The sequence below is a fragment of the Streptomyces hyderabadensis genome (assembly GCF_020404845.1).
Classification (GTDB): domain Bacteria; phylum Actinomycetota; class Actinomycetes; order Streptomycetales; family Streptomycetaceae; genus Streptomyces; species Streptomyces hyderabadensis.
Genome location: NZ_JAIOJZ010000003.1, coordinates 81,198 through 106,831 on the forward strand (window position 1 = coordinate 81,198; position 25,634 = coordinate 106,831).

The following is a 25,634-nucleotide window of genomic DNA, read 5'->3' on the forward strand; positions in this document are numbered from 1 at the left end:
AGGGCCTTCCGGAGTCTTTCGGAACCGCGACCGCCGCTTGCCGACCGCCTATTGACGTTGGGTCTAACAACTGGGAGATTCGGCCACGTCGCGGTACGGGCGAGCGGCACTGGACGGAGGGGTCATGACGGTGCTGGACGGTGCGCGGGAGCGCCGGGTGCGCACGGGCGGGGTCGAGCTGTGCGTGGCGGAGCTGGGCGATCCGGGACGGCCCACGGTCGTCCTGGTGCACGGCTACCCGGACAGCAAGGAGGTCTGGTCCGAGGTCGCCGCCCGCCTGGCCGACGCCTTCCACGTGGTCCTCTACGACGTCCGCGGCCACGGCAGGTCCACCGCGCCGAGCCCGCTGCGGGGCGGGTTCACGCTGGAGAAGCTGACGGACGACTTCCTGGCGGTGGCCGACGCGGTCAGCCCGGACCGCCCCGTGCACCTGGTGGGCCACGACTGGGGCTCGGTGCAGTCCTGGGAGTTCGTCACGGTCAAGCGCACCGAGGGGCGCATCGCCTCCTTCACCTCGATGTCGGGACCCTCCCTCGACCACTTCGGGCACTGGATCAACAAGCGCCTCAGGCGACCCACTCCGCGCCGGGTCGGCCAGCTCCTCGGCCAGGGCGCCAAGTCCTGGTACGTCTACCTGCTGCACACCCCCGTGCTCCCGGAGCTGGCCTGGCGCGGCCCCCTCGGCAAGCGCTGGCCCGGCATCCTGGAGCGGGTCGAGAAGGTGCCCGGCAGCGACTACCCGACCGCGTCCCTCCCGTCGGACGCGGCACACGGGGCCTGGCTGTACCGGGACAACGTGCGGGCCCGGCTGCGCAGGCCGCGCGAGGACGCCTACGCGCACGCGCCCGTGCAGCTCATCACGCCCCTCGGTGACGCGTTCCTGTCGGAGCGGCTCTACGACGGACTGGAGCTGTGGGCGCCGCGGCTCACCCGGCGCACGCTGCCCGCGAAGCACTGGGTGCCGCGCACCCGGCCGGACCGGCTGGCGGACTGGATCACGGAGTTCGTCAACGCCACCGAGGACGGCCGCCCCGGGACGGCGGCGAACGGCGCGTACGCGGACCGCTTCGGCGGGCAGCTGGTCCTGGTCACCGGTGCGGGCAACGGCATCGGGCGGGCGACGGCGTTCGCCTTCGCCGAGGCCGGCGCGCGCGTGGTGGCCGTCGACCGGGACGCCGAGGCCGCCGCCCGGACGGCGGAGCTGTCCCGGCTGATCGGGGCGCCCGACGCCTGGGCCGAGACCGTCGACGTCTCCGACGAGCAGGCCATGGAGAAGCTGGCGGCCCGGGTCGCCGCCGAGTACGGCGTGGTGGACGTCCTCGTGAACAACGCCGGGATCGGCCTGTCGGGCTCCTTCTTCGACACCACGCCGGACGACTGGAGGAAGGTCCTCGACGTCAACCTGTGGGGCGTGATCCACGGCTGCCGTCTGTTCGGCCGGCAGATGGCCGAGCGCGGACAGGGCGGCCACATCGTCAACACCGCGTCGGCGGCCGCCTTCCAGCCCTCCCGGGCGCTGCCCGCCTACGGCACCTCCAAGGCGGCCGTGCTGATGCTCAGCGAGTGCCTGCGCGCCGAACTGGCCGGTCAGGACATCGGCGTCACGGCGATCTGCCCCGGCCTGGTCAACACCAACATCACCTCCACCGCGCACTTCGCGGGTGCGGACGCCGAGGAGGAGAAACGCCTTCAGCGGCGCACCGCCCGGCTGTACGGGGCACGCAACTACCCGCCGGAGAAGGTGGCGGACGCCGTCCTGGAGGCGATCGTGCACAACAGGGCCGTGGTCCCGGTGACACCGGAGGCGCGCGGCGCTCATCTCCTGTCCCGCTTCGCACCCCGGGTCCTGCGGGGCCTCGCTCGGGTGAAGCCGCCTCTGTAGTTTCCACAGAGGACGCCAACCAGCCTGTGGATAACTGCACTTGACTGTGGATCAAACCTCGGCGGCAAAATCGATCGCGTGACACGCGTCTCACTGTGCAGGCTGGTGCCATGCAACGGGAACGCTCGGTGAAGGTGTCCAAGTACCTGTCGAAGCACTTGCGCCACCAGCCGGAGAGGATCGGACTCACCCTCGACGAGGGCGGCTGGGTCGAGATCGACACGCTGATCGCCGCCGCGGCCGCACACGGCTTCCGCTTCACGCGTGAGGAGCTCGACCACGTCGTCGCCACCAACGACAAGCGGCGCTTCGCCGTCGAGGGCACCCGTATCCGGGCCAGCCAGGGCCACAGCATCGACGTGGATCTCCAGCTGCCCTCGGCGACCCCGCCGCCGTACCTCTACCACGGGACCGTGGCCCGGCATCTGGAGGCCATCCGTGCCGAGGGTCTGCGGCCGATGAACCGGCACGACGTGCACCTCTCGGCGGACCGCGAGACCGCGACCCGGGTAGGAGCCCGCCGTGGCCGGCCGGTCGTCCTCCCGGTGGACGCCGCCGCCATGCACCGCGACGGACACGTCTTCCGGGTCAGCGCGAACGGGGTCTGGCTGACCCAGCACGTGCCGGCCCGCTATCTGCGTTTTCCCGCTCCGCACCGGTCCCGCATGATCTGAGGCATGGAGCACCTGCCGACCACCCAGTCCGCCGTCACCGCTCTGCGCGCCGTCGCCGCGGAGTACGCGCGGGAGATCGAGGTCACCGACGACATCGGCGCCGACCAGACCTCCCGTCGCATGGCCGCGGGCGTGGGGGTGACCACCGACGCCGACGGCTCCCTGCCGCACGAGGCGTTCGTCGAGTTCGGCGGCGTCCCCCGGGTGAGCGTCCGGCTCTTCCACGAGGGCGATGCCCTGATCACCGTCGAGAACGTGGAGTTCCCCGACGTGGAACGCGATGACGTGCCCGCGTTCCTGCGCTCCGTCTTCGGCGGCCTCGCCTACGTCCACGGTCGCCGCTTCCCGCCCGGTTACCGCCTGATCGTGCCGTTGCCGGGCGACCGGACCCACACGGAGCACGTGTCGATGCTCCTCCTCACCCCGTGGCTGAGCAGTCGCGTACGGTGACGCCGCGGCTGTTTCACGTGAAACCGACGAGTGCCGCATAGGCTCGGGGACATGAGTCTGCGTCTGAGCACCGTGATCCTCCCGTACCGCCGCTGGCACGAGGGCGGCCGTTCGACCTGGACGCGCGCCGAGCAGCTCGGCTTCCACACCGCGTACACCTACGACCACCTCTCCTGGCGCAGCTTCCGGGACGGACCGTGGTTCGGTGCCGTGCCGACCCTCACCGCTGCCGCGGCCGTGACCGAGCGGCTGCGGCTGGGCACCCTGGTCACCTCGCCGAACTTCCGGCACCCGGTGACGCTCGCCAAGGAGCTGATCTCCCTCGACGACATCTCCGGCGGGCGGATCACCCTCGGCATAGGAGCGGGCGGCACCGGTTTCGACGCCACGGCCCTGGGCCAGGAGCCATGGACCCCGCGAGAGCGGGCGGACCGGTTCGGCGAGTTCCTGCCGCTGCTCGACCGGCTGCTCACCGAGGACGCCGTGTCGTACGAGGGCGACTTCTACTCGGCACACGAGGCACGCAACATCCCGGGCTGTGTACAGCGGCCCCGGCTGCCCTTCGCGGTGGCGGCGACCGGTCCACGGGGTCTGGCGCTCGCCGCCCGCCACGGCCAGGCGTGGGTGACGACCGGTGACCCGAAGCTGTTCGAGAACGGCACCGCCGAGCAGTCGGACCGGGCGCTGCGGCAGCAGGGCGACCGCCTGGCCGACGCCTGCGCCGCCATCGGCCGTGATGTGGGAGAGCTGGACAGGGTCCTGCTCACCGGTTTCACACCGGAGCGCAGTCGGCCCCTGGAGTCCGTGGACGCGTTCGTGGACTTCGCCGGACGCCACCGGGACCTGGGCTTCACCGAACTCGTCGTCCACTGGCCGATCCCCGGCTCGGACTTCGCCGCGGACGAGAAGGTCTTCGAGCGGATCGCCATGGAGGCACTGGCCCAGCTGAAGGGATGAGCACGCGGAATCGGGCAGGGACGGGGTGCCGGGCGTGAGAGTCGTAGTTCGCAGCTGCAGGAGAGCCGTAGCTCACAGATGTGCGGACCCCCGCACGGGCGTGCACGCAGATGCGTGACAATGACCGGGTGACCTCAGCGACCCGACAGTCCGAGCCCCCGGCCGCCGCCACTCGCCCGCGGCTGATCGCCACCGACCTCGACGGCACCCTGCTGCGCGACGACAAGTCGGTCTCCCCGCGCACGGTCGCCGCGCTGGCCGCCGCGGAGCAGGCGGGGATTGAGGTCTTCTTCGTCACCGGCCGCCCCGCCCGCTGGATGGACGTCGTCAGCGCCCATGTCCACGGTCACGGCCTCGCCATCTGCGGCAACGGCGCCGCCGTGGTCGACCTGCACGGCGGCCCCGGCAAGCACCGGTTCGTGAAGGTCCGCGAGCTGCCCCGGGAGAACGCGCTGGACGCCGTACGGCTGCTGCGGGAGGCGGCGCCCGGCACGGTCTTCGCGGTCGAGCAGACGTACGGCTTCCACCAGGAACCCGACTACCCGAAACTGCACATGGAGGTCCCCGACGACCTCCTGCCCGCCGAGGAGATCCTGGCGCCGGGCGGTCGCGCCGCCGCCGAACCCGTGCTCAAGATCCTCGCCTACCACCCGGAGCTGGACCCGGACGGTTTCCTCACCCTGGCCCGCCTCGCCCTCGGCGACCGCGCCAACGTCACCCGGTCCAGCCCCAGTGCCCTGCTGGAGATCAGCGGGCCCGACGTCTCCAAGGCCAGCACCCTCGCCCTGTGCTGCGCCGAGCGCGGCATCTCGCACGAGGAGGTCGTGGCCTTCGGCGACATGCCGAACGATGTCGAGATGCTCACCTGGGCGGGACGCTCGTACGCGATGGGCAACGCGCATCCGGACGTGATCGCCGCCGCCTCCGGTCGGACGGTCGCCAACAACGACGACGGCGTGGCGGTCGTGATCGAGCGGATGCTGGCGGAGCTGCCCTGACGCTCGCCCCCGCGCGACGCCCGGCCCCGCGGCGCGCCCGGTGCTCTCACAGCGGCACCCCGCGCTGAGCCAGCCACGGCACCGGGTCCACCGCCGAGCCCATCTCCGGGGTGACCCGTACCTCGAAGTGCAGGTGTGGTCCGGTGGAGTTGCCGGTGCTGCCGGACTGCCCGATCCACTGCCCGGGGCCGACCCGGTCGCCCTGGTCGACCGCGACGGCGGCGAGGTGGGCGTACTGCGTGTAGTAGCCGCCCGCGTGCTGGACGACGACCTGGATGCCGAAGGCCCCGCCGCAGGACACCTTCAGGACCCGGCCCGTACCGACCGAGCGCACCGGTGTCCCGACCGGCACCGCGAAGTCCTGGCCGGTGTGCCGGTTCGCCCACCGCGATCCGCCGCTGCCGAAGGACGCCGACAGGTCGTAGCCCTCGACCGGGGCCACCCAGGCCGGTCCGGCCGGCAGGTCCGGCTGGTCGAGGCGGACCGCGCCGGGGCACGAACCGGCCGCGACGGAGGAGTCCGCCTGCCCCTCCAGCTGCGAACGCACCACCTCCAGCTTGTTCTCGATCTTCTTCTTCAGCTTCGCCAGGTCGGCGTTGCGCTTCTCCAGCGCCTGCCAGGCGGCCTGCGCCTTGGCCTCCTCGGCGGCGAGCCGGGCCTCGGCCCGCAGGTTCTTCCCGATGGCCCGGTCGACGGCCAGGTTCGCGCGGGAAACGGCATGCTGACCGCGCATCAGCTCTTCCGGGTCGTCGGCGAGGAGCATCCGGGCGGTGAGCGGGAGCCCGCCGCCGTCGCGGTACTGGGCACGGGCGATGCGGCCCAGGTCCTCGCGCATGGCGTCGATCTTCCGCCGTTGTCCGTCGAGCCGCCGCTCGTACTCGAGCGCCTTCGACCGTTGTTCCTCCGCCTCACGCCGCCCGTCCTCGTACTGGCGGGTCGCCTTCGCCGCGTCCTCGTACAGTCGCGCCACCTGCGGGCCGAGAGCGGCGCCCGGTCCGCCGTCCCCGTCCATACCGTCGGTGGGGCGGGCCGCGAGCACGGCCAGCGCGCACAGCAGCACCGGAACGGACAGCGAGCGGCGGCGGGATGAGCGCATGTCAGCGATCGTGGACCCGCGTGGCACCCACGGTCTCGTTCACGTCGTACGAGTGGGGGACGCGTTGCTGCACACGGCTCAGCGCGGCTGCTGCACACGGGGCAACCCGGCGTCGCCCGTGCCCGGTACGGCGCTCGGTACCGCGCTCGGCACGTGCTCAGTAAGGCGCTTCCCACAGCACCGTCGTGCCGCCGCCGTCCGCCCCGATGCCCGGCCCGAGCCGACTGGCGCCGCCCACGGACTCGGCGCGCCGCTCCAGGTTGTGCAGGCCGCTGCGCCGGCCGCCCCGGGGAACGCCGACACCGTCGTCCGCGACGGTCAGGCGGACGCCCGGCCGGCCGTCCGGCAGGGTCGCCGTCGCGTCCACGACCACCTCGATGCGGCCGGCGTGGGCGTGCCGGAAGGCGTTGGACAGGGTCTCGCGCAGCGCGGCGATGAGGTTCTTGCCGGTCGGCTCGCCGACGGCGGTGTCGACGGGGCCGACGAAGCGGTGCGCGGGCGTGAAGCCCAACGGGACGGCGGCCATGCTGATCTCGCGCAGTACCCGGGTGCGCAGCCCCGCGGGCGCCTCGGCCGGCTGTTGCAACGCGAAGATCGCCGAGCGGATCTCCTGGATGGTGACGTCGAGTTCGTCGACGGCCCCGCCCACCCCGTCGCGCACCTCGGGCACGGCCGCCTTGCGCTGGGCGCTCTCCAGCATCATCCCCGTCGCGAACAGCCGCTGGATGACGAGGTCGTGCAGGTCCCGGGCGATCCGGTCCCGGTCCTCGTACACGGCGAGCCGCTCCCGGTCGCGCTGGGCCTCGGCCATGGTGAGCGCCAGCGCCGCCTGCGCGGCGAAGCGGTCGCCGAGCGCGCGCTCGGTCCGGGTGAACGGGCGGTCCCCCCGGGCACGCGGCATGACGAGGCACCCGAGGACCTTCCCGTCCCGGCACAGCGGCAACAGCATGACCGGCCCGTAGGAGCGCGCCGGTCCGTCGTCCAGGCGGGGATCGGTGGCGGCGTCGTCCACGAACACGGGCCGTCCGGCGAGCAGTTCCGTCACGACGGGCTTGTCCGGCGGAATGACCGTACCGAGGGCGTTCGTGGGGCTCGGCGCGTCGACGGCGACGATCTCCAGGCCGCCGCCGTCGGCCGGCAGCAGCACGATCCCGGCGGCCGCCCCGGAGAGGCGGCGGGCCTGCTCGGCGACGGTCTGCAGGGCGTCGTCGGTGTCGCCGCCGGCCAGCAGGGCGGTGGTGACGGCGACCGACCCGTCGATCCACCGCTCCCGCTGCTGGGCCGCCTCGTGCAGGCGGGCGTTGCCGATGGCGATACCGGCCTCCGTGGCCAGGACCCGGACCATGGCGAGGTCGTAGTCGTTGAAGGGCTCACCCGCGAGCTTGTCGGTCAGGTAGAGGTTGCCGAAGATCTCACCCCGCACCCGGATGGGAACGCCCAGGAAGCTGCGCATCGGCGGGTGGTGCGCGGGAATACCGCACGAGCGCGGGTCCTCGGCCAGGTCGGTCAGCCGGACCGGCTCGGGATCGCGGACGAGCGCGCCGAGCAGGCCCTTGCGGCCGTCCGGAAGACGGCCGACGCGCCGGACGGTCGCCTCGTCGAGGCCGTGGTACACGAAGTCGGCAAGGCCCTCGCCGTCCTCGTCGACCACGCCGATGGCCGCGTAGCGGGCGTGTGCCAGTTCGGCGGCCGTCTCGCAGATCCGGTTCAGCGTGGCGTGCAGTCCCAGTCCACTGCCGACGGAACGCATCGCGTCCAGCAGCTTCGGCACCCGTGCCAGTAGCTCGGCCGAGGCCCCCTCACGAGGCGGCGGGGAGCCGGGAGGCTGGGCTGGTGACATGACCCGAGCCTAATCAGACCCTTTTGTTCAGGAAAGTCGGATTAGCGAAAACTTTCGCGAGCCTCTGCCCCGCCTCGTGCGGCGCCCCCGGGTCGTCGGGGGACCCGGGGGGTGTGGCGCCGGAGCAGCGTCGGTCACGACGCCCCCACCAGCAGTTCCGCCGCCGCCTCCCGTCCGGCCATCTCCCTCAGGGGCCCCGGCACGGCCGCCAGCTCCGCGTACGTACCGCGCTGCACGACCCGGCCCCGGTCCAGGACGATCACCTCGTCCACGGCCCGCAGTCCCGCCAGCCGGTGGGTGATCAGCAGGCTCGTACGGCCCTCGGTGGCGGCCAGCAGATCGGCGGTGAGCGCGTCGGCGGTCGGCAGGTCGAGGTGCTCGGCGGGCTCGTCGAGCACGAGGACGGGGAAGTCGGCGAGCAGCGCCCGGGCCAGCGCGAGCCGCTGGCGCTGACCACCGGACAACCGGGCCCCGTGCTCACCGACCAGCGTGTCCAGGCCCTCGGGCAGGCTGTCGGCCCACTCCAGCAGCCGGGCCCGCGCCAGCGCGTCGCGCAGCTCGCCCTCGGTGGCGTCCTTCCTGGCCAGGAGCAGGTTCTCGCGGACCGAGCTGTCGAAGAGGTGCGCGTCCTGGGCACACAGACCGACGAGCCGCCGTACGTCGTCGCCGGCCAGGGCGTAGGCGTCGACACCGGCCAGCGTGTAGGAGCCCGCGTCCGGGTCGAGGAAGCGCAGCAGCACCTGGGCCAGGGTCGTCTTGCCGGACCCGGACGGTCCGACCACGGCGATGCGGCGCCCCTCCGCCAGCGTCAGGTCGAGCCCGGCCAGCGCGTCCCTGTCCTGCCCGGCGTGACGGGCGGACAGCCCCTTGAGGACCACCGGGAACGGCGAGGCGGGCGCCTGCCGGGGCGCCTCCGGCTCCCGCACCGGCTCCGGGGCGTCGAGCACCTCGTACACGCGCTCGGCGCTCCTGCGCACGCGCTGCCGGTACTGCACCGCGAGCGGCAGTCCGAGTACGGCCTCGAAGGCGGCCAGCGGGGTGAGGACGACGACGGCCACGGCCACCCCGGAGAGTCGGCCGTCGGCGACCGCCTGGGCCCCGACGAGGGCGGCACCCGCGACGGTCAGGCCCGAGACGAGCGCGGTGAGCCCGTCGCCCAGCGCGGTGGCGGTGGCGGCTCGCGAGGCGATCCGGGTGAGGGTGCCGTCGGCCCGCCGCGCCTCGGCGGTCCGCCCGGGCAGGGCACCGGCGACGGTCAGCTCGGCGGTGCCGGTGAGCAGCTCCGTCACCCGGGTGGCCAGTACGCCCCGGGCGGGGGCGAGCCTGCGTTCGGCGCGCCGAGCCACGGCGGCGGTGACCAGCGGAACACCGACCCCTGCCGCCAGCAGGCCGGCCGCGAGCACCACGCCCGCCTCGGGCAGCAGCCAGGCCGTGAAGCCGACCGCGGCGAGGGAGACGACCGCCGCGCTGCCGGCAGGCAGCAGCCAGCGCAGCCAGTAGTCCTGCAGGGCGTCGACGTCGGAGACCAAGCGGGACAGCAGGTCGCCCCGGCGGCTGCGGCGCAGCCCCGCGGGGGCGAGCCGCTCCAGCCGCCGGTACACGGCGACCCGCGTGTCGGCCAGCATCCGCAGCACGGCGTCGTGCGAGACCAGCCGCTCCGCGTAGCGGAACACGGCCCGCCCGATGCCGAAGGCGCGCGTCGCCGTCACGGCCACCATCAGGTACAGCACCGGCGGCTGCTCGGAGGCCCGCGAGATGAGGTACCCGGAGGTCGCCATCAGGCCGACGGCACTGCCCAGCGCCAGACTGCTGAGCAGCAGCGCGAGCGCCAGCCGCCCGCGCCGCGCCGCCGACATGGCGCGGACCCGGGACAGCACGCTCCCGCGCGCGCTCGCGGCGGACCCAGCGGGCTCGGCGGGCTGAGCGGACCCGCCGGCCGGCTCGTCGAAGGAACCCGAGGCGGAAGAGCGGGGGCTCGTCTCCGCGGCGACCGGCGGCACGCCGTCGTCGGATGCGGCGACGGTTGCCGGGGTGTCCAGCCGCACCACCCGGTCGGCCGCCTCCAGCAGCGCCGGCCGGTGCACCACCAGCAGGACCGTCCGCCCCTTGGCCAGCCTGCGCACGGCGTCCACGACCTCGGCTTCGGTGGCCCCGTCCAGGGCCGCCGTCGGCTCGTCGAGCAGCAGCACCGGCCGGTCCGCGAGGAACGCGCGGGCCAGCGCGAGCCGCTGCCGCTGCCCCGCGGACAGACCGGTTCCGTCCTCTCCCAGCACGGTCGCCGTGCCCTCGGGCAGCGCGTCCACGAACTCCAGGGCGCCCGCGTCCCGCAGGGCCCGGCGGACGGCGGTGTCGTCGGCGTCGGGCCGGGCCAGCCGTACATTCTCCGCGATGGTGCCGGCGTACAGGTGCGGGTGCTGGGGCACCCAGGCGACGCGGGCGTGCCACTGCGCCAGGTCGAGGGAGGCGAGGTCGGCGCCCCCGACCAGGACCCGTCCGCCGGTCGGGGAGACGAAGCCGAGGAGAACGTTCAGGAGCGTCGACTTGCCCGCTCCGCTGGGGCCGACGAGCGCGACCGTCTCCCCGGGCTCGACGGTGAGGTTCACGTCGGTGACGGCCGCCGCGGCGCGGCCGGGGTAGCGGACCGTCACGTCTTCGAAGGCCAGGGCGCCGTTCGCCGGAACCGGCCCGGTCCCGGCCGCCGGTACCGGACGCTCCAGTACCGAGAAGATGTCCTCGGCGGCGGCAAGGCCCTCGGCAGCCGCGTGGTACTGCGCTCCCACCTGCCGCAACGGCAGATAGGCCTCGGGCGCGAGGACCAGCACGACCAGACCGTCGTACAGGGCCATGTCCCCGTGGACCAGGCGCATGCCGATGGTGACGGCGACGAGCGCGACGGAGAGCGTGGCGAGCAGTTCCAGCGCGAAGGACGACAGGAAGGCGATCCGCAGGGTCCGCAGGGTCGCCCGTCGGTACTCGCCGGTGATGCGTCTGATCGACTCGGCCTGTGCCTTGGCCCGGCCGAAGACCTTCAGTGTCGGCAGCCCCGCCACCACGTCCAGGAAGTGTCCGGACAGCCGGGACAGCAGCCGCCACTGCCGGTCCATCCGGGACTGGGTGGCCCAGCCGATCAGCATCATGAAGATCGGGATGAGCGGCAGGGTGCCGACGATGATCGCCGCCGACACCCAGTCCTCGGTGACGATGCGGGCCAGCACCGCGACCGGCACGACCACCGCGAGACCCAGTTGCGGCAGGTAGCGCGAGAAGTAGTCGTCGAGGGCGTCGACTCCACGGGTGGCGACGGCGACCAGCGAACCGGTCCGCTGCCCGCCCAGCCAGCCGGGGCCGAGCGCCGTGGCCCGCTCCAGGAGCCGGCCCCGCAGCTCCGACTTCACCGCCGCGCTCGCCCGGTGCGCGGCCAGTTCGGTGAGCCAGCCGACCAGCGCCCGGCCGCAGGCGACGGCCACCAACAGCAGCAGCGGAGTGCGGAGTCCGGCCGCCGACGTTCCGTGCTGGAAGGCGCCCACCACCACCTCGGCGATGAGCATCGCCTGCGCGACGAGCAGTCCGGCCCCGACGGCGCCCAGAGCGACGACCGCCGCCAGGAAGAACCGGGTGGCACGGGCGTAGCGCAGAAGACGTGGATCGATGGGTTTCACGTGAAACAGGCCTTCCTGCCCCAGGGGTGCGGTCTCACCGTGTTTCACGTGAAACGCGGTGGAACCGCCCCTCGTTGGACTCAGTGCGCGGCGTCGGCGAGGTGCTGGGTACCGATGCGCTTGCGGAACACCCAGTACGTCCAGCCCTGGTAGAGCAGGACGACCGGAGTGGCGATCACGGCCAGCCAGGTCATGATCTTCAGCGTGTAGGCGCTGGACGAGGCGTTGGTGACGGTGAGGCTCCAGTCCGCGTTCAGCGTGGACGGCATGACGTTCGGGAAGAGCGTCAGGAAGAGCATCGCCACGGCGGCCACGATGGTGACGCCGGACAGCGCGAACGACCAGCCCTCACGTCCCGCCTGGTTGGCCATCAGGGCGGCGACCAGGGCGGCGACGGCCACCACCAGGGCGACGAGGCTCTTCGCGTCCCCGTTGTCGGCCTGCGTCCAGACCAGGAAGGCCAGGGCCAGCACGGCCGTGACCAGACCGACCCGCAGCGCCAGGGCCCGCGCCCGCTCGCGGATCTCGCCGACGGTCTTGAGCGCGGTGAACACCGTCCCGTGGAAGGTGAACAGCGTCAGCGTCACCAGGCCGCCGAGGAGGGCGTACGGGTTGAGCAGGTCCCAGACCGAGCCGACGTACTCCAGGTCCCGGTCGATCTCCACACCGTGGACGATGTTGCCGAAGGCCACGCCCCACAGGAAGGCGGGGATCAGCGAGGTCCAGAAGATCGCCGTCTCCCAGTTGCGCTGCCACCTCTCCTCGGGCCGCTTCACTCGGTACTCGAAGGCGACCCCCCGGACGATCAGGCAGACCAGGATGACCAGCAGCGGGAGGTAGAACCCGGAGAAGAGCGTGGCGTACCACTCGGGGAAGGCCGCGAAGGTGGCGCCGCCCGCCGTGAGCAGCCACACCTCGTTGCCGTCCCACACGGGGCCGATGGTGTTGATCAGCACCCGCTTCTCGGCCCGGTCCCGGGCGAGCAGCTTGGTCAGCACACCGACCCCGAAGTCGAAGCCCTCCAGGAAGAAGTAGCCGGTCCACAGGACGGCGATCAGAACGAACCAGACGTCGTGCAGTTCCATGACTGTGCAGCTCCCTCGGCCTAGTACGAGAAGGCCATCGGCTTGTCGGCGTCACGGAGATCGCCGCCGATCTTCGTGGGCGGATTGAGGTCGGCCTCGGTCAGCTCGGGCGGTCCCGCCTTCACGTACTTCGCCAGGAGCTTCACCTCGATGACGGCCAGGACGGCGTACAGCAGGGTGAAGACGGACATCGAGGTGATGACCTCGGCGGTGGAGACGCCGGGGGAGACCGCGTCGCGGGTCTGCATCACGCCGTAGACGACCCAGGGCTGCCGGCCCATCTCGGTGAAGATCCAGCCCCAGGAGTTGGCGATCAGCGGGAACGCCATGGTCCACAGCGCCAGCAGCCAGTACATCCGGGAGAGCCTCGCCCCGAGCGGCTTCTTCAGCAGCACCAGGTGCGGGACCTCGTCCTCGCCGGTGCGCAGGGCCGGTGGCAGCAGGAACCTCTTCCGTGTCAGCCACAGGCCGAGCATGCCGAGGCCGAGGGACACCATGCCGAAGCCGATCATCCAGCGGAAGCCCCAGTAGGCGACGGGGACGATGGGCTTGTAGTCGCCGGGTCCGAACTGCTCCTGGAGGGCCTTGTTGGTGTCGTTGATGCCGGGCACATAGGACTCGAAGTCGCTGTGCGCGAGGAAGGAGAGCAGGCCGGGGATCTCCAGGGCGACCTTGTTGTGCCCCTTGTCCACGTCCCCGTAGGCGAAGACGGAGAACGGCGCCGGTTCCTCGCCGTCCCACAGGGCCTCGGCGGCGGCCATCTTCATCGGCTGCTGCTCGTACATGACCTTGCCGAGGGTGTCGCCGCTGACCGCGGTGAGCAGGCCGCCGACCGCCAGGGTCACCAGGCCGAGGCGGAGCGAGGTGCGCATCACCGGGATGTGCTTCTTGCGCATCAGGTGGAAGGCGGCGATGCCGACCATGAAGGCGCCACCGGTGAGGAAGGCCGCCGAGAAGCTGTGGAAGACCTGGTTGAGGGTGGTGTTCTGGGTGAGGACCTGCCAGAAGTCGGTGAGTTCGGCGCGGCCCTTCTCCTCGTTGATCCGGTAGCCGACGGGGTGCTGCATCCAGGAGTTGGCCGCGAGGATGAAGTACGCCGACAGCAGGGTGCCGATCGAGACCATCCAGATGCAGGCCAGGTGGATCTTCTTGGGCAGCTTGTCCCACCCGAAGATCCACAGCCCGATGAAGGTGGACTCGAAGAAGAACGCGATCAGCGCCTCGAAGGCGAGCGGGGCACCGAAGACATCGCCGACGAAGCGGGAGTAGTCCGACCAGTTCATGCCGAACTGGAACTCCTGCACGATGCCGGTGACGACCCCCATCGCGATGTTGATCAGGAAGAGCTTGCCCCAGAACTTGGTCGCCCTGAGGTACTTCTCCTTCTCCGTGCGGACCCAGGCGGTCTGCAGTCCGGCCGTCAGGGCGGCCAGCGAGATCGTCAACGGGACGAACAGGAAGTGGTAGACGGTCGTGATGCCGAACTGCCATCGCGCCAGCGTCTCCGGCGCCAGAGCCAGGTCCACGTCGTCACTCTCCTCACATCGCCGCACCGCCGTGGTCAGTCGGCGGTTTGGGCGCGTTTGTCACACCCAACGCGGGCGTAATCGGGACACGCTTGTGAACGCGTTCACATTCACAAGCAATTATGACCTACTGCTTTTCGACACCGGAAGGGGGGTCCCCTGTGACGTCAACCCCTTGGCGGGAACTTCAACAAATCATCGAACCGGCGGCCGGCCCGGCAGCACCGTCCACGGGCATGCGGAACCGCGGGACGGCGCCTGCCGTCCCGCGGTTCGTCCTCCTGCGTCGTGCGGGCTACAGCTCCTTGCGGAACTCCTCCGACACCTTCAGGAAGATGTCGTTCGCCTCGCTCTCCCCGATCGTCACGCGCACGCCCTCGCCCGCGAAGGGGCGGATGACGGCGCCGGCCCGCTCGCAGGCGTCCGCGAAGGCGAGCGTGCGCTCCCCCAGCCGCAGCCAGACGAAGTTGGCCTGGGTCTCCGGCACGGTCCAGCCCTGGGCGCGCAGTGCGTCGACGACGCGGGTGCGCTCGCAGACCAGGGAGCCGACCCGGCCGATCAGCTCGTCCTCCGCGCGCAGCGAGGCGATCGCCGCCTCCTGCGCGATCTGGCTGACCCCGAAGGGCACCGCCGTCTTGCGCAGCGCCGCCGCCACCGGCTCGTGGGCGATCGCGAACCCGACCCGCAGACCTGCCAGGCCGTAGGCCTTGGAGAAGGTGCGCAGGACGCAGACGTTGGGCCGCTCGCGGTAGAACTCGACGCCGTCGGGCACCTCGGCGTCGCGGATGAACTCGCGGTACGCCTCGTCGAGGACCACCAGCACGTCGCTCGGCACCCGGTCCAGGAACCGCTCCAGCTCGGCCCGCCGCACCACCGTGCCGGTGGGGTTGTTGGGGTTGCAGACGAAGATCAGCCGGGTCCGGTCGGTGATCGCGTCCGCCATGGCGTCCAGGTCGTGCACCTCGCCCGGCGTCAGCGGCACCTGCACGGAGGTGGCGCCGCTGATCTGGGTGATGATCGGGTACGCCTCGAAGGAGCGCCAGGCGTAGATCACCTCGTCGCCGGGGCCCGAGGTCGCCTGGATCAGCTGCTGGGCCACACCGACCGACCCGGTGCCGGTGGCCAGGTGGGCCAGGGGCACGCCGAACCGGTCCGACAGCTCGGCCATCAGCGACGTGCAGGCCATGTCCGGGTACCGGTTGAAGGAGGCGGCGGCGGCCGTCACCGTCTCCATCACTCCCGGCAGCGGCGGATAGGGGTTCTCGTTGGAGGACAGCTTGTAGGCCACCGGGCCGCCGGCCGCGGCGGGCTTGCCCGGCTTGTAGGTGGGAATCCCTTCCAGCTCGGCGCGCAGCTTGGGGCTCTTCTCGCTCACCGCAGTCCTCCTCGTGACCACCACCGGCATCGAATACTTCTCACCTTATGAGGATTCGCCGCCGCTGCGTAAGGCCGCTGCGTATCGGTGGGAGCAGACCTCGTCCGTCACACTGGCAACAGGGGCATCAGGGCACGAAGGCGCACGATTCGGGGGGCGCGCCACACATATATCTACGCGCCGGTGGCTCACGCCGTGGCGCGCATCCCTCGTGCAGGTGAGTTGAGACCTCTTCGCAACATCCGCCACCCCGCAGGCCCTCACTCGCCAACACGTCAGCTAATGGGATGAGTGGACCCAACTGGATTGCTTTCCAAGGCTGTTCGCCATTTATGATCTTGCAGAAACGTGACTGTCAACACGTGCATATGCGTCCGCACTACCCCACCCCATGAGCCCTACTATCGGCTCGCCATGACAGCAGCAGGGAAGCACCAGGTGAGCCGCGCGGAAACCTCACGTCGAGGCAGCCGGCCGGGCCGGGCGGGCATCAGGGACGTGGCCGCCGCCGCCGGAGTATCCATCACTACCGTCTCCGACGCCCTCAACGGCAAGGGCCGACTCCCGGATGCCACCCGGCGCCATGTGCGCGAGGTCGCCGACCGACTGGGCTACCGGCCCTCGGCCGCCGCCCGCACGCTGCGCACCGGCAAGTCCGGACTCATCGGCCTGACCGTGACGACGTACGGGGATGAACCTTTCACCTTCACCGAGTTCGCGTACTTCGCCGAGATGGCGCGCGCCGCCACGTCCGCCGCGCTCGCCCGCGGCTACGCCCTCGTCATCCTCCCGGCGACCTCCCGGCACGACGTGTGGTCCAACGTCGCGCTCGACGGCACGGTCGTCATCGACCCCTCGGACCACGACCCGGTCGTCAGCGAACTGGTCCGCCAGGGCTTACCCGTCGTCTCCGACGGCCGCCCGGCCGGCTCGCTGCCGGTCACCGCCTGGGTGGACAACGACCACGAGGCGGCCGTCCTCGGCATCCTCGACCACCTCGCCGACGCCGGCGCCCGCCGGATCGGCCTGCTCACCGGCACCACCACCGACACGTACACCCACCTGTCGACCACCGCCTACCTGCGCTGGTGCGAGCGCGTCGGCCAGGACCCGGTCTACGAGGCCTATCCGGCCCACGACCCGTGCGCGGGCGCGGTCGCCGCCGACCGGCTGCTCGCCCGGCCGGACCGGCCCGACGCCGTCTACGGCCTGTTCGACCCGAACGGCACCGATCTGCTCGCCGCCGCCCGCCGCTACGGGCTGCGCGTCCCCGAGGACCTGCTGCTGGTCTGCTGCAGCGAGTCCACGGTGTACGCCAGCACCGAGCCGCCCATCACCACCCTGTCGCTGAAACCGCGCCGCATCGGCACCGCCGTGATCCAGGTCCTCATCGACGCCATCGAGGGGCTGCACTCCGACCAGCCGGTCGAGCAGGTGATACCGACCGAGCTGATCGTGCGCACGTCGTCGCAGCGGCGTCCGCCGCGTACGACGGTCAGCCCGCCGCGGTCACCGGAGCGCGAGTAGGACGGGACGGGGGGTGCGCCGGAGCGCGAGCAGGGCGGGCGGGGGCGCGGCCGGGTCGCGAGGCACGCCCGCACGCCATGGCCGACGTCCTCCTGGCGGCGACCGCGCGGCGGGAGGGGACGGCGGACGCGGGCCACTGACGAGACCGGCGGACGGGGCCGACGGACGGGGCCGGCGGTCGGGGCCGGCGGTCGGGGCCGGCGGTCGGGGCCGACGAACGAGTGCGCGGCATACGCGCGGCGGCGGCGCACGCGGCGTCGCGCGGCGAAACGGGACGGCGAAACAGGGCGGCGAAGGCCACACCCGGCACTTCCGGAACACGGACGGGCCGCGGTTGCGGACGGGCGAAGCCAGGCCCAATCGGGGCGAAAGCCGCGGTGAACCGGGGTCCTGTCCGGATTCACCACCCCTGGGTCATCACACAGCGCGATCCGCATTCCTATGATGGGCCCACACACCGCGGGCCGCTGCGACCAGGCAGTCCGAAGCGGTGCAGATGCGGCGCGATGGTGGAGGGGTCGATGACTCAGGGGGCCGGTCAGGGACCCGAGGTGGAGCGGACGGCGACGGTGCGCGACTTCCGGGTGCCCGCGTACGTCCACGAGACCGCTCCGTACGCTGCTCCCGGCGCGCACACGGGCGAGTCCGCACCGCCCTCCGAGGAGGGGCTCGACGAGGCCCTGCCCGAGGGGTACACACCCACCCAGCGCGATCTGCCGGTCATCCGTCGGGGTGACACGGTCCAGGTCTCGGTCGACCCCGCACCGGCCGCGGTGCAGCAGCCGGCCACCGGACAGGGCCCCCTGTTCGTCGTCGGCGACGTGCACGGCTACCTCGACGAGCTGCTGGCCGCCCTGCGCGAGAAGGGCCTCGTCGACGAGGCCGGCCAGTGGTGCGCGGGCACCTCCCGGCTGTGGTTCCTCGGCGACTTCACCGACCGCGGCCCGGACGGCATCGGCGTCATCGACCTGGTGATGCGGCTGTCCGCCGAGGCCGCCGCGGCCGGCGGCTACTGCAAGGCGCTGATGGGCAACCACGAACTGCTGCTGCTCGGCGCCAAGCGGTTCGGCGACACGCCCGTCAACTCCGGCGCGGGCACCGCCACCTTCCAGGCCGCCTGGCTGCTGAACGGCGGCCAGAAGACCGACATGGACCGCCTGCAGGACCACCACCTGCAGTGGATGGCCCGTCTCGACGCCATGGAAGAGGTCGACGACCACCTCCTGGTCCACTCGGACGCCACCACCTACCTCGACTACGGCCGCTCCATCGAAGAGGTCAACGACACGGTGCGCGAGACGCTCACGCGCAACGACGCGGAGGAGGTGTGGGACCTGTTCCGCAAGTTCACCAAGCGCTTCTCCTTCCGCGACGAGGGCGGCGCCGACGCCGTGCGCTCACTGCTGGATACGTACGGCGGCACCCGGATCGTTCACGGCCACAGCCCCATCCCCTATCTGCTCGGCGAGGTCGGCTCCGAGGACGGCGAGGACGACGCCCGTACCGTGGTCGAGGGACCGCACGTCTACGCGGACGGCCTGGCCATCGCGATGGACGGCGGCGTGACCATGGCCGGAAAGCTGCTGGTCCAGCAACTTCCGCTGGATGCCTGACCGTTCGTCGGACGGCCGATCCGGCGGTGTTGTCCCTACGGGCCGGCACCCAATTTCTGGAAACCCCCTGTCACCCTCCACCGTCGCCGCTCTACCATCGGCTTATCCGTAGCAGGCTCCCCTCCGTTTCTGCCCGACGGCTCGTTGGCATGCGAGCCCCAAGCCCTACGGAGCATCGGGGGATGCACATGAACAGCGTTCCGCAGCACTTGTCGAACGAGGACCGCCAGGAGTACGAGCGGATCCTCGACGAGGCGCTGCGCTCCGCACCACACGGCCCGGAGCCGGCCGCTGCCGGACAGCGGCTCAACTCCGAACAACTGCGCACCATGGCACTCAACGCCACCGCCCTCATCACGGCGGCGGCCACCACCGAGTACCAGCACTACGTGAAGGTCCGCGAGGAACTGCGCCACCCGGCGCCCTCGGGCCCGTCCTCCGGCACGCGCGAATCCGGCTCCCAGGAGCAGGGCACGGGCGCGGGGGGACTCGCCGCCACCATGGGCGAGATGGCCGAGGCGACCGGGGCGGGAGCCGTCGCCGTCGTCGCCGTCCTGGCACCGGTCCTGGCCGGTACCGCCGCGGCGATATTCCTGCTGGTCGGCTACCTGCTGAAGATGCTCGACCCGGGGCAGGCCTTCGCGCAGACCATGCTCACCACGGGATGGGTGTTCGGCGCCGTGACCGCGGTGGCGATCCTCGTCGCCGCGGCGGGACTGCTGCTCACCGCGCTGCGCAACCGCCCCTCGGCCGAGTCCGGCTTCTACGACGCCCGGGACCAGGAGGTGGCCCGGGCCAGGGAAGCCTGGCACGAGGCGCTGCTGGAACGGGGCATCCTGCCCTTCCTGCGGGACGCGCTCGGTGAACCGGACACGGCGGCGCTGCACCGGACGGGACCGGCGGCCCCGAGCAGCAGCCGCATGCCGCACCTGGGCTACGGCCGTCCCGGGTTCACGAGCCCCGACGGCGGCCCCGACGCGGGCCCGCGGCCGAGCTACTCGAGCCCGGACTACAGCAGCCCGGACTTCGGTGGCCCGGAACACCGGCCCGAATAGCCACCGGCACGGGCGGGCAGCGCTTCAGAGGATGCCCGCCCGGCCGGCGGCAGTGATCCAGGACGGGAACTCGGACAGCAGACGGTCGTACAGCTCCGGGTCCGGTACGGTGCCGATGTCGTCGACGGCGAAGAACCCGACGTTGTCGACGCGACGGCCCGGCAGGGTGTCGAACCGCTCCAGCACCCCGTAGTTGGCGCGCCCGAGCCCCACGAACTGCCAGAAGACCGGTTCCGCCACGGCCTCCCGCAGCTCCCGTTCGATCTCGGCGTTGCGGTAGACACCGCCGTCGGAGAAGAAGAGCACCAGGGTCGGCACCGGTGCCGGGTTGTCCCGGACGAAGGCCCGGACCTCGGCGATCACCTTCTGCTCCTCGTTCTGGATGCCGACCGCCCGCATGTCGACCTGCTCGGGGTGCAGGCCCTTCTTCCGCCCCCGCCGGAACAGGCTGATCTCCCCCACCCGCACGTGCAGCCGCAACCATTCGGGCAGCTCGCCCAGGCGCAGGTCGGGCAGGCGCGCCGGGTTGGAGGCGAAGGTCCACGCCTGCATCTCACCGTCGTCGTCCAACTGCGCGGCGACGGCGGCCATCCGCTCCACGACGTCCGCGACGACGCCCTTGGAGTAGAGGAAGGACATGGACCCGGAGGCGTCCAGTACGAGGACGACGCGTGCGGTGACCCCGGTCGCCCCGTGCTTGCTCAGGCTGACCGCGACCTGCTCCTTGCGCAGCGACAGCCGCTTGCGCATGTCCACCGGCAGGTGTTCTTCGCCCTTGGTGAGACGGGGGCCGGTGGCGGCCGGCGCCGGGGTCGGCGGCGCGGGAGGTACGGGCGGTACGGGAGGCGCGGACGGTACGGGGGCTACGGGCGGCGCGGGGGCCGTCGGCGGTGGGACCGGCGCCGGAGCAGCCGTCGGCGGTGCGGCGACCGGGGTGCTGGCCACCGCCGGGGGAGCGTCGTCGACGGTGATGCCAAAGTCGGTGGCCAGCCCCGCGAGTCCGGAGGCGTATCCCTGTCCGACCGCACGGAACTTCCACGCCCCCTGGCGCCGGTACAGCTCGCCGCCGACGAGCGCGGTCTCCGGCCCGGCGGCGATGTCGAACCGGGCCAGCTCGGTGCCGGTCGCGGCGTCCAGCATCCGCAGCGACAGCCCCGGGACCCGGCCGAACGTCCCGCCGTCCGCCGAGGCACACAGGACGATGCGCTCGACAGCCGGCTCCACCGCCCGCAGATCCACCTCGACGGCGTCGCTCGTGACGCCCGCGTCCGCACCGGGGCCGCCCCGCTTGCCCAGGTGCCGCACCGCCCCGGAGGTATGGCGGGGCTGGTTGTAGAAGACGAAGTCGCCGTCGTCCCGCACCCGTCCGGCCGAGCTGAGCAGCAGCGCCGAGGCGTCGACCTCGGGGACGCCCGGCGCGGCGGACCACACGAGTTCGACGCGCACCGCGGGGGAGTGGACGGCGACGTTGGCACCCTTGCTCAGGGAGATGGCTGTCATGCGTCCAGTCTGCCGAGCGGGGCCCCACGACGGGGAGAGGGCCGACCGCGCGGCCTGTCCCCTCGGACCGCGAGGATGCGCCCACGGCCGGACACCATGGCACGGACGACATCGAGACATGGGCCAGTCCACCACACGACTCGCCCCCGGCCCGGCATCCCGGAGCCGGGGGCGATCTCTGTGCGGGCGGTCGGCGGGACGCCTGGAGATCAGTCCGCGAGCGGCAGGTAGAGCCGGTTGCCCGCCTCGGCGAACTCCTTCGACTTGGCGAGCATCCCCGCCACGACCTCGTCCTGGTCGGCCACGGCCTTGTCAGAGCCGAACTGCTCGCTGATGCTCCTGCTGATCTTCATCGAGCAGAACTTGGGCCCGCACATGGAACAGAAGTGGGCCGTCTTGGCGGGCTCGGCCGGCAGAGTCTCGTCGTGGAACTCCCGTGCCGTGTCCGGGTCGAGGGCCAGGTTGAACTGGTCCTCCCACCGGAATTCGAACCGGGCGTCGGACAGCGCGTCGTCCCACTCCTGTGCACCTGGGTGACCCTTGGCGAGGTCAGCGGCATGGGCGGCGATCTTGTAGGTGATGACGCCGGTCTTGACGTCGTCACGGTTGGGCAGGCCCAGGTGTTCCTTGGGCGTGACGTAGCAGAGCATGGCCGTGCCCCACCAGGCGATCATCGCGGCACCGATGCCGGAGGTGATGTGGTCGTACGCCGGCGCGACGTCCGTGGTCAGCGGGCCGAGCGTATAGAACGGAGCTTCATCGCAGATCTCCTGCTGAAGGTCGATGTTCTCCTTGATCTTGTGCATCGGGACATGTCCCGGGCCCTCGATCATGGTCTGTACGTTGCAACGCTTGGCGATCCGGTTGAGTTCCCCGAGGGTGCGCAACTCGGCGAACTGCGCCTCGTCGTTGGCGTCCGCGATCGACCCCGGACGCAGGCCGTCACCGAGGGAGTAGGTGACGTCGTAGGCGGCGAGGATCTCGCAGAGTTCCTCGAAGTTCTCGTAGAGGAAGGACTCCTTGTGGTGCGCCAGGCACCACGCCGCCATGATCGAGCCGCCCCGCGAGACGATGCCGGTCTTGCGGTTCGCGGTCAGCGGCACGTACGGCAGGCGCACACCCGCGTGGACCGTCATGTAGTCCACGCCCTGCTCGGCCTGTTCGATCACGGTGTCCTTGTAGATCTCCCAGGTCAGTTCCTCGGCCCGGCCGTCGACCTTCTCCAGTGCCTGGTAGAGCGGCACGGTCCCGATGGGAACGGGGGAGTTGCGCAGGATCCACTCACGCGTGGTGTGGATGTTGCGGCCGGTGGAGAGGTCCATGACCGTGTCGGCGCCCCACCGGGTCGCCCAGGTCATCTTCTCGACCTCCTCCTCGATGGAGGACGTCACCGCCGAGTTGCCGATGTTGGCGTTCACCTTGACCAGGAACCGCTTGCCGATGATCATCGGCTCGATCTCGGGGTGGTTGACGTTGGCGGGCAGCACGGCACGTCCCGCCGCGATCTCCTCGCGGACCACTTCCGGCGAGACGTTCTCCCGGACGGCCACGTACTCCATCTCCGGGGTGATCTCGCCCCGTCGCGCGTACGCGAGCTGCGTCACCGCGGTGCCGTCCCGGCCCCGCCGGGGCTGCCGCGGGCGACCGGGGAAGACGGCGTCGAGGTTGCGCAGGCCGCCGCGCGGCGAGGTGTGCTTGATGCCGTCGTCCTCGGGACGGACGGGACGGCCCGCGTACTCCTCGGTGTCGCCGCGGGCGATGATCCAGTGCTCCCGCAGCGGTGCGAGGCCCCTGCGGACATCGGTGTCGACGAGCGGATCGGTGTACGGGCCCGAGGTGTCGTACAGGGTGACGGACTCCCCGTTGGTGAGGTGCACCTGACGGACCGGCACCCGCAGATCGGGGCGCGAGCCCTCGATGTACGCCTTGTGCCAGCCGATGGACTTCCCGGCCTCCGTTGCGGAGTTCTGCGCGGAGGCAGGCGTGCGTGCGTCCTTGATGGTCATGAGACCTACTCCCTACGCCGGCATTACCCGGTAACAGGTTCGGCGGTCGACGCAGCGGATTCCGTCCGGTGACGCTTCGTGGGATACATCACTCGGTTTCGGTGACGTTTCCCGTGAAACATCGCTGGGACGGAGGTCAGCGCCCTCTCAGCCCGGTGCTCCGAGCTCCCGCGTGTACAAAGGTGCCTCCACGCTAACGCCCATTCGGGCGCGGTGAACAGAGGGCCCCCCTCGTTCTTGCGATGATCGGGCGGTGACCACACCGCAGCATCCCTCCTTTCCGCCGCGTCGGCCCCGCCGCGGACCGAACGCCGAAGAGGGCGACGGCCGGGCCACCGGCCACGCCCCCGTCGACGCTCAAGGCGCGGGCACCGGCAGACCCGAGGCCGATCACGGCCACGGCCCCGGCGCGGGAGCCGGACACGGCGCGAGGGCTGGATACGGCGCGGGAAGTGGGCCCGGGGCGGGGAATGGGCCCGGAGCGAGCGGTGGCTCCGGGGCCGACGGTGGCCACGGAGCTGGCGGCGGGCACGGGGCCGGTGGCGGGCACGGGCACTCGCACGCCCACGGTCATGGTCCGGCGGCCCCCGTCTCCCGGCACCTGCGGAAGGTCATCGCCGCGATCCTGATTCCCTTCGCCGCGGCCGTGGTGGTCGGGCTGGCGGTGCTGTGGCCCGGCGGCGCCCCGCCGCACGAGCGCACCGGGGTCGGCTTCGACCGGCAGACGCAGCAGGCCACCGTGACCAAGGTGGTCGAGCTGAGCTGCCAGTCCGTCAACGCCTCGGGCTCCACCCCGACCGGCGACACCTCCACCGCCGAGGGTTCCTCCGCGGTGCAGCAGGCGGAGGGCGAGTGCAAGCGGGCGACCATCCGGGTGGACACCGGCGACGACAAGGGCCGTACGTTCGAAGAGATCGTGCAGCCGGACCAGTCACGGCAGTTGCACGAGGGACAGAAGGTGGTGGTCGCCTACGAGCCCTCCGCGCCCAAGGACCTGCAGTACTCGGTGACCGACATCAACCGCCGGCTCCCCCTGGCCCTGCTCGCGGGCATCTTCGCCCTCGCCGTCGTGGTCGTCGGACGGCTGCGCGGCCTGATGGCGCTGGTCTCGCTGGCCATCAGCTTCCTGCTGCTGAACTTCTTCATCCTGCCCGCAATCCTGCAGGGTTCGAACCCCCTGGTCGTGGCGGTGATCGGGTCCAGCGCCATCATGCTGATCGCGTTGTACCTGTGCCACGGACTGTCGGCCCGCACGTCCGTGGCGGTGCTCGGCACCCTGATCTCGCTGTTGCTGATCGGTGTGCTCGGCTCGCTCTTCATCGGCTGGGCCGCGCTCACCGGCAACACGGACGACAACACCGGCCTCATCCACGGCCTGTACCCGTCGATCGACATGAGCGGTCTGCTGCTGGCCGGGGTCATCATCGGTTCGCTCGGTGTCCTCGACGACGTGACGGTCACCCAGACGTCGGCGGTCTGGGAGCTGCACGAGGCCAACCCGACGATGGGCTGGCGCGGCCTGTACCGCGCGGGCATCCGCATCGGCCGCGACCACATCGCCTCGGTCGTGAACACGCTGGTCCTGGCCTACGCGGGCGCGGCGCTGCCTCTGCTGCTGCTGTTCTCGATCGCGCAGAGCGGGGTGGGGACGGTCGCCAACAGCGAACTGGTCGCGGAGGAGATCGTGCGGACGCTGGTCGGCTCGATCGGCCTGGTGGCGTCCGTGCCGGTCACCACGGCCCTCGCCGCCCTGGTCGTGTCGGCGGACCGGCCGTCCCGGGTCCCGGAGGCGGCGGCCGGCGCCGGAGCACCGGCGCGCGGGCGGGGCCGTCGCCGTAAGCGCTGACGGACCCGCCCGGTGAAGCGTTACGCCACCGCCGCGGGACTGCCGTAACGGTTCAGCCCGCGCTCTGCTCCTCCGCCAGGATGCGGTCCAGGGCTTCGTCGAGGTGGCTGTCGAAGTCGGCGAGCGCACCCTCCTGGCCCAGCGGCACCAGCTTGTCGGTGCGGTCGAGGAAAGCCACCAGTGGCGCCGCCGAGGAACGGAACAGCGCCTGGTCGCCGCCGACCTGAAGGCGGATCAGCACCTCGGCCAGTGGCTCGGGGTCGACCGGCGCGATGCGCACATCGCCGTCGCCGCACGGCCGGCCCACCCCGTCGACCAGCAACTCCCGGCCGAAGGCCCAGGTCACCGGCGCGTCTCCGGGCAGATGGAAGGTCAGGCGTACGGCATAGGGATCCCGGGTCTCGTAGCGCAGTTCCACCGGGATGCGGAAAGAGAGCTCCTCGGACACGAGAAAGCTCATCATGACCTCTGCCTGTACGGACTCGCCCATTCGCCTACCCCGTCATTCGCCGTCGACTGTCCGGGAATCAAACCTCTAACACTGG

Annotated in this window: 18 protein-coding genes; 9 read left to right on the forward strand and 9 right to left on the reverse strand. The window is 71.6% G+C overall.

Going from position 1 to position 25,634, the window contains the following annotated elements:
* The first annotated feature begins 124 nt into the window (after positions 1 to 124).
* The 5 genes from K7854_RS03975 (at position 125) to K7854_RS03995 (ending at position 4,961) form a co-directional block, all read left to right on the forward strand.
* A complete protein-coding gene (locus K7854_RS03975; RefSeq protein ID WP_226024946.1) occupies positions 125 to 1,882 on the forward strand; it encodes an SDR family oxidoreductase in 1,758 nt (585 codons plus the stop codon).
* Positions 1,883 to 1,992: 110 nt separating this feature from the next.
* A complete protein-coding gene (locus tag K7854_RS03980) occupies positions 1,993 to 2,556 on the forward strand; it encodes an RNA 2'-phosphotransferase (protein WP_226024947.1) in 564 nt (187 codons plus the stop codon).
* 3 nt (positions 2,557 to 2,559) lie between these two features.
* The gene (locus tag K7854_RS03985) at positions 2,560 to 3,006 is read left to right on the forward strand and encodes a hypothetical protein (protein WP_226024948.1); all 447 of its coding nucleotides are present in this window, start codon (positions 2,560 to 2,562) and stop codon (positions 3,004 to 3,006) included.
* A 51-nt stretch (positions 3,007 to 3,057) separates the two neighbouring features.
* Positions 3,058 to 3,963 carry an LLM class flavin-dependent oxidoreductase gene (locus K7854_RS03990; RefSeq protein WP_226024949.1) on the forward strand — a complete coding sequence of 302 codons (906 nt, stop codon included), beginning with the start codon at positions 3,058 to 3,060 and terminating at the stop codon, positions 3,961 to 3,963.
* Positions 3,964 to 4,073: 110 nt separating this feature from the next.
* Complete coding sequence (locus K7854_RS03995) at positions 4,074 to 4,961, forward strand: HAD family hydrolase (protein ID WP_226024950.1); 888 nt, start codon at positions 4,074 to 4,076, stop codon at positions 4,959 to 4,961.
* 46 nt (positions 4,962 to 5,007) lie between these two features.
* Here K7854_RS03995 and K7854_RS04000 read toward each other — a convergent pair whose 3' ends face one another.
* From K7854_RS04000 to hisC, 6 genes are all read right to left on the reverse strand, one after another.
* Positions 5,008 to 6,057, reverse strand: a complete 1,050-nt coding sequence (locus K7854_RS04000) for a M23 family metallopeptidase (RefSeq protein WP_226024951.1) — start codon at positions 6,055 to 6,057, stop codon at positions 5,008 to 5,010.
* Positions 6,058 to 6,214: 157 nt separating this feature from the next.
* The gene (locus K7854_RS04005) at positions 6,215 to 7,897 is read right to left on the reverse strand and encodes a GAF domain-containing sensor histidine kinase (RefSeq protein ID WP_226024952.1); all 1,683 of its coding nucleotides are present in this window, start codon (positions 7,895 to 7,897) and stop codon (positions 6,215 to 6,217) included.
* Positions 7,898 to 8,031: 134 nt separating this feature from the next.
* Positions 8,032 to 11,556, reverse strand: coding sequence for a thiol reductant ABC exporter subunit CydD (cydD, locus tag K7854_RS04010; RefSeq protein WP_226024953.1), 3,525 nt, complete (start codon positions 11,554 to 11,556; stop codon positions 8,032 to 8,034).
* 80 nt (positions 11,557 to 11,636) lie between these two features.
* Complete coding sequence (gene cydB / locus K7854_RS04015) at positions 11,637 to 12,641, reverse strand: cytochrome d ubiquinol oxidase subunit II (RefSeq protein WP_226024954.1); 1,005 nt, start codon at positions 12,639 to 12,641, stop codon at positions 11,637 to 11,639.
* A gap of 20 nt (positions 12,642 to 12,661) precedes the next feature.
* Positions 12,662 to 14,167, reverse strand: coding sequence for a cytochrome ubiquinol oxidase subunit I (locus K7854_RS04020; protein WP_226024955.1), 1,506 nt, complete (start codon positions 14,165 to 14,167; stop codon positions 12,662 to 12,664).
* A 295-nt stretch (positions 14,168 to 14,462) separates the two neighbouring features.
* Positions 14,463 to 15,542: a histidinol-phosphate transaminase gene (hisC, locus tag K7854_RS04025; protein ID WP_226024956.1), complete on the reverse strand. Its 1,080-nt coding sequence runs from the start codon at positions 15,540 to 15,542 to the stop codon at positions 14,463 to 14,465.
* A gap of 414 nt (positions 15,543 to 15,956) precedes the next feature.
* Here hisC and K7854_RS04030 point away from each other — a divergent pair, with 414 nt between their 5' ends.
* From K7854_RS04030 to K7854_RS04040, 3 genes are all read left to right on the forward strand, one after another.
* Entirely contained in the window at positions 15,957 to 17,069 is a 1,113-nt protein-coding gene (locus K7854_RS04030) for a LacI family DNA-binding transcriptional regulator (protein ID WP_087808419.1), read from the forward strand.
* 506 nt (positions 17,070 to 17,575) lie between these two features.
* Entirely contained in the window at positions 17,576 to 18,682 is a 1,107-nt protein-coding gene (gene sppA / locus K7854_RS04035; RefSeq protein WP_264086884.1) for a Ser/Thr/Tyr protein phosphatase SppA, read from the forward strand.
* A gap of 182 nt (positions 18,683 to 18,864) precedes the next feature.
* Positions 18,865 to 19,737, forward strand: coding sequence for a hypothetical protein (locus K7854_RS04040; RefSeq protein WP_226024958.1), 873 nt, complete (start codon positions 18,865 to 18,867; stop codon positions 19,735 to 19,737).
* Positions 19,738 to 19,761: 24 nt separating this feature from the next.
* On the opposite strand, the gene K7854_RS04045 is transcribed toward K7854_RS04040, so the two are convergent.
* Together K7854_RS04045 and thiC are read right to left on the reverse strand one after the other, a co-directional pair.
* Positions 19,762 to 21,237, reverse strand: coding sequence for a VWA domain-containing protein (locus K7854_RS04045; RefSeq protein ID WP_226024959.1), 1,476 nt, complete (start codon positions 21,235 to 21,237; stop codon positions 19,762 to 19,764).
* Between the two features lie 209 nt (positions 21,238 to 21,446).
* Positions 21,447 to 23,243: a phosphomethylpyrimidine synthase ThiC gene (thiC, locus tag K7854_RS04050; RefSeq protein WP_226024960.1), complete on the reverse strand. Its 1,797-nt coding sequence runs from the start codon at positions 23,241 to 23,243 to the stop codon at positions 21,447 to 21,449.
* A gap of 253 nt (positions 23,244 to 23,496) precedes the next feature.
* Between thiC and K7854_RS04055 the strand changes: the two genes are divergently transcribed.
* The gene (locus K7854_RS04055) at positions 23,497 to 25,089 is read left to right on the forward strand and encodes a YibE/F family protein (protein WP_226024961.1); all 1,593 of its coding nucleotides are present in this window, start codon (positions 23,497 to 23,499) and stop codon (positions 25,087 to 25,089) included.
* A gap of 52 nt (positions 25,090 to 25,141) precedes the next feature.
* Here K7854_RS04055 and K7854_RS04060 read toward each other — a convergent pair whose 3' ends face one another.
* The gene (locus K7854_RS04060; protein WP_127891967.1) at positions 25,142 to 25,579 is read right to left on the reverse strand and encodes an SsgA family sporulation/cell division regulator; all 438 of its coding nucleotides are present in this window, start codon (positions 25,577 to 25,579) and stop codon (positions 25,142 to 25,144) included.
* Between the last annotated feature and the right edge of the window lie 55 nt (positions 25,580 to 25,634).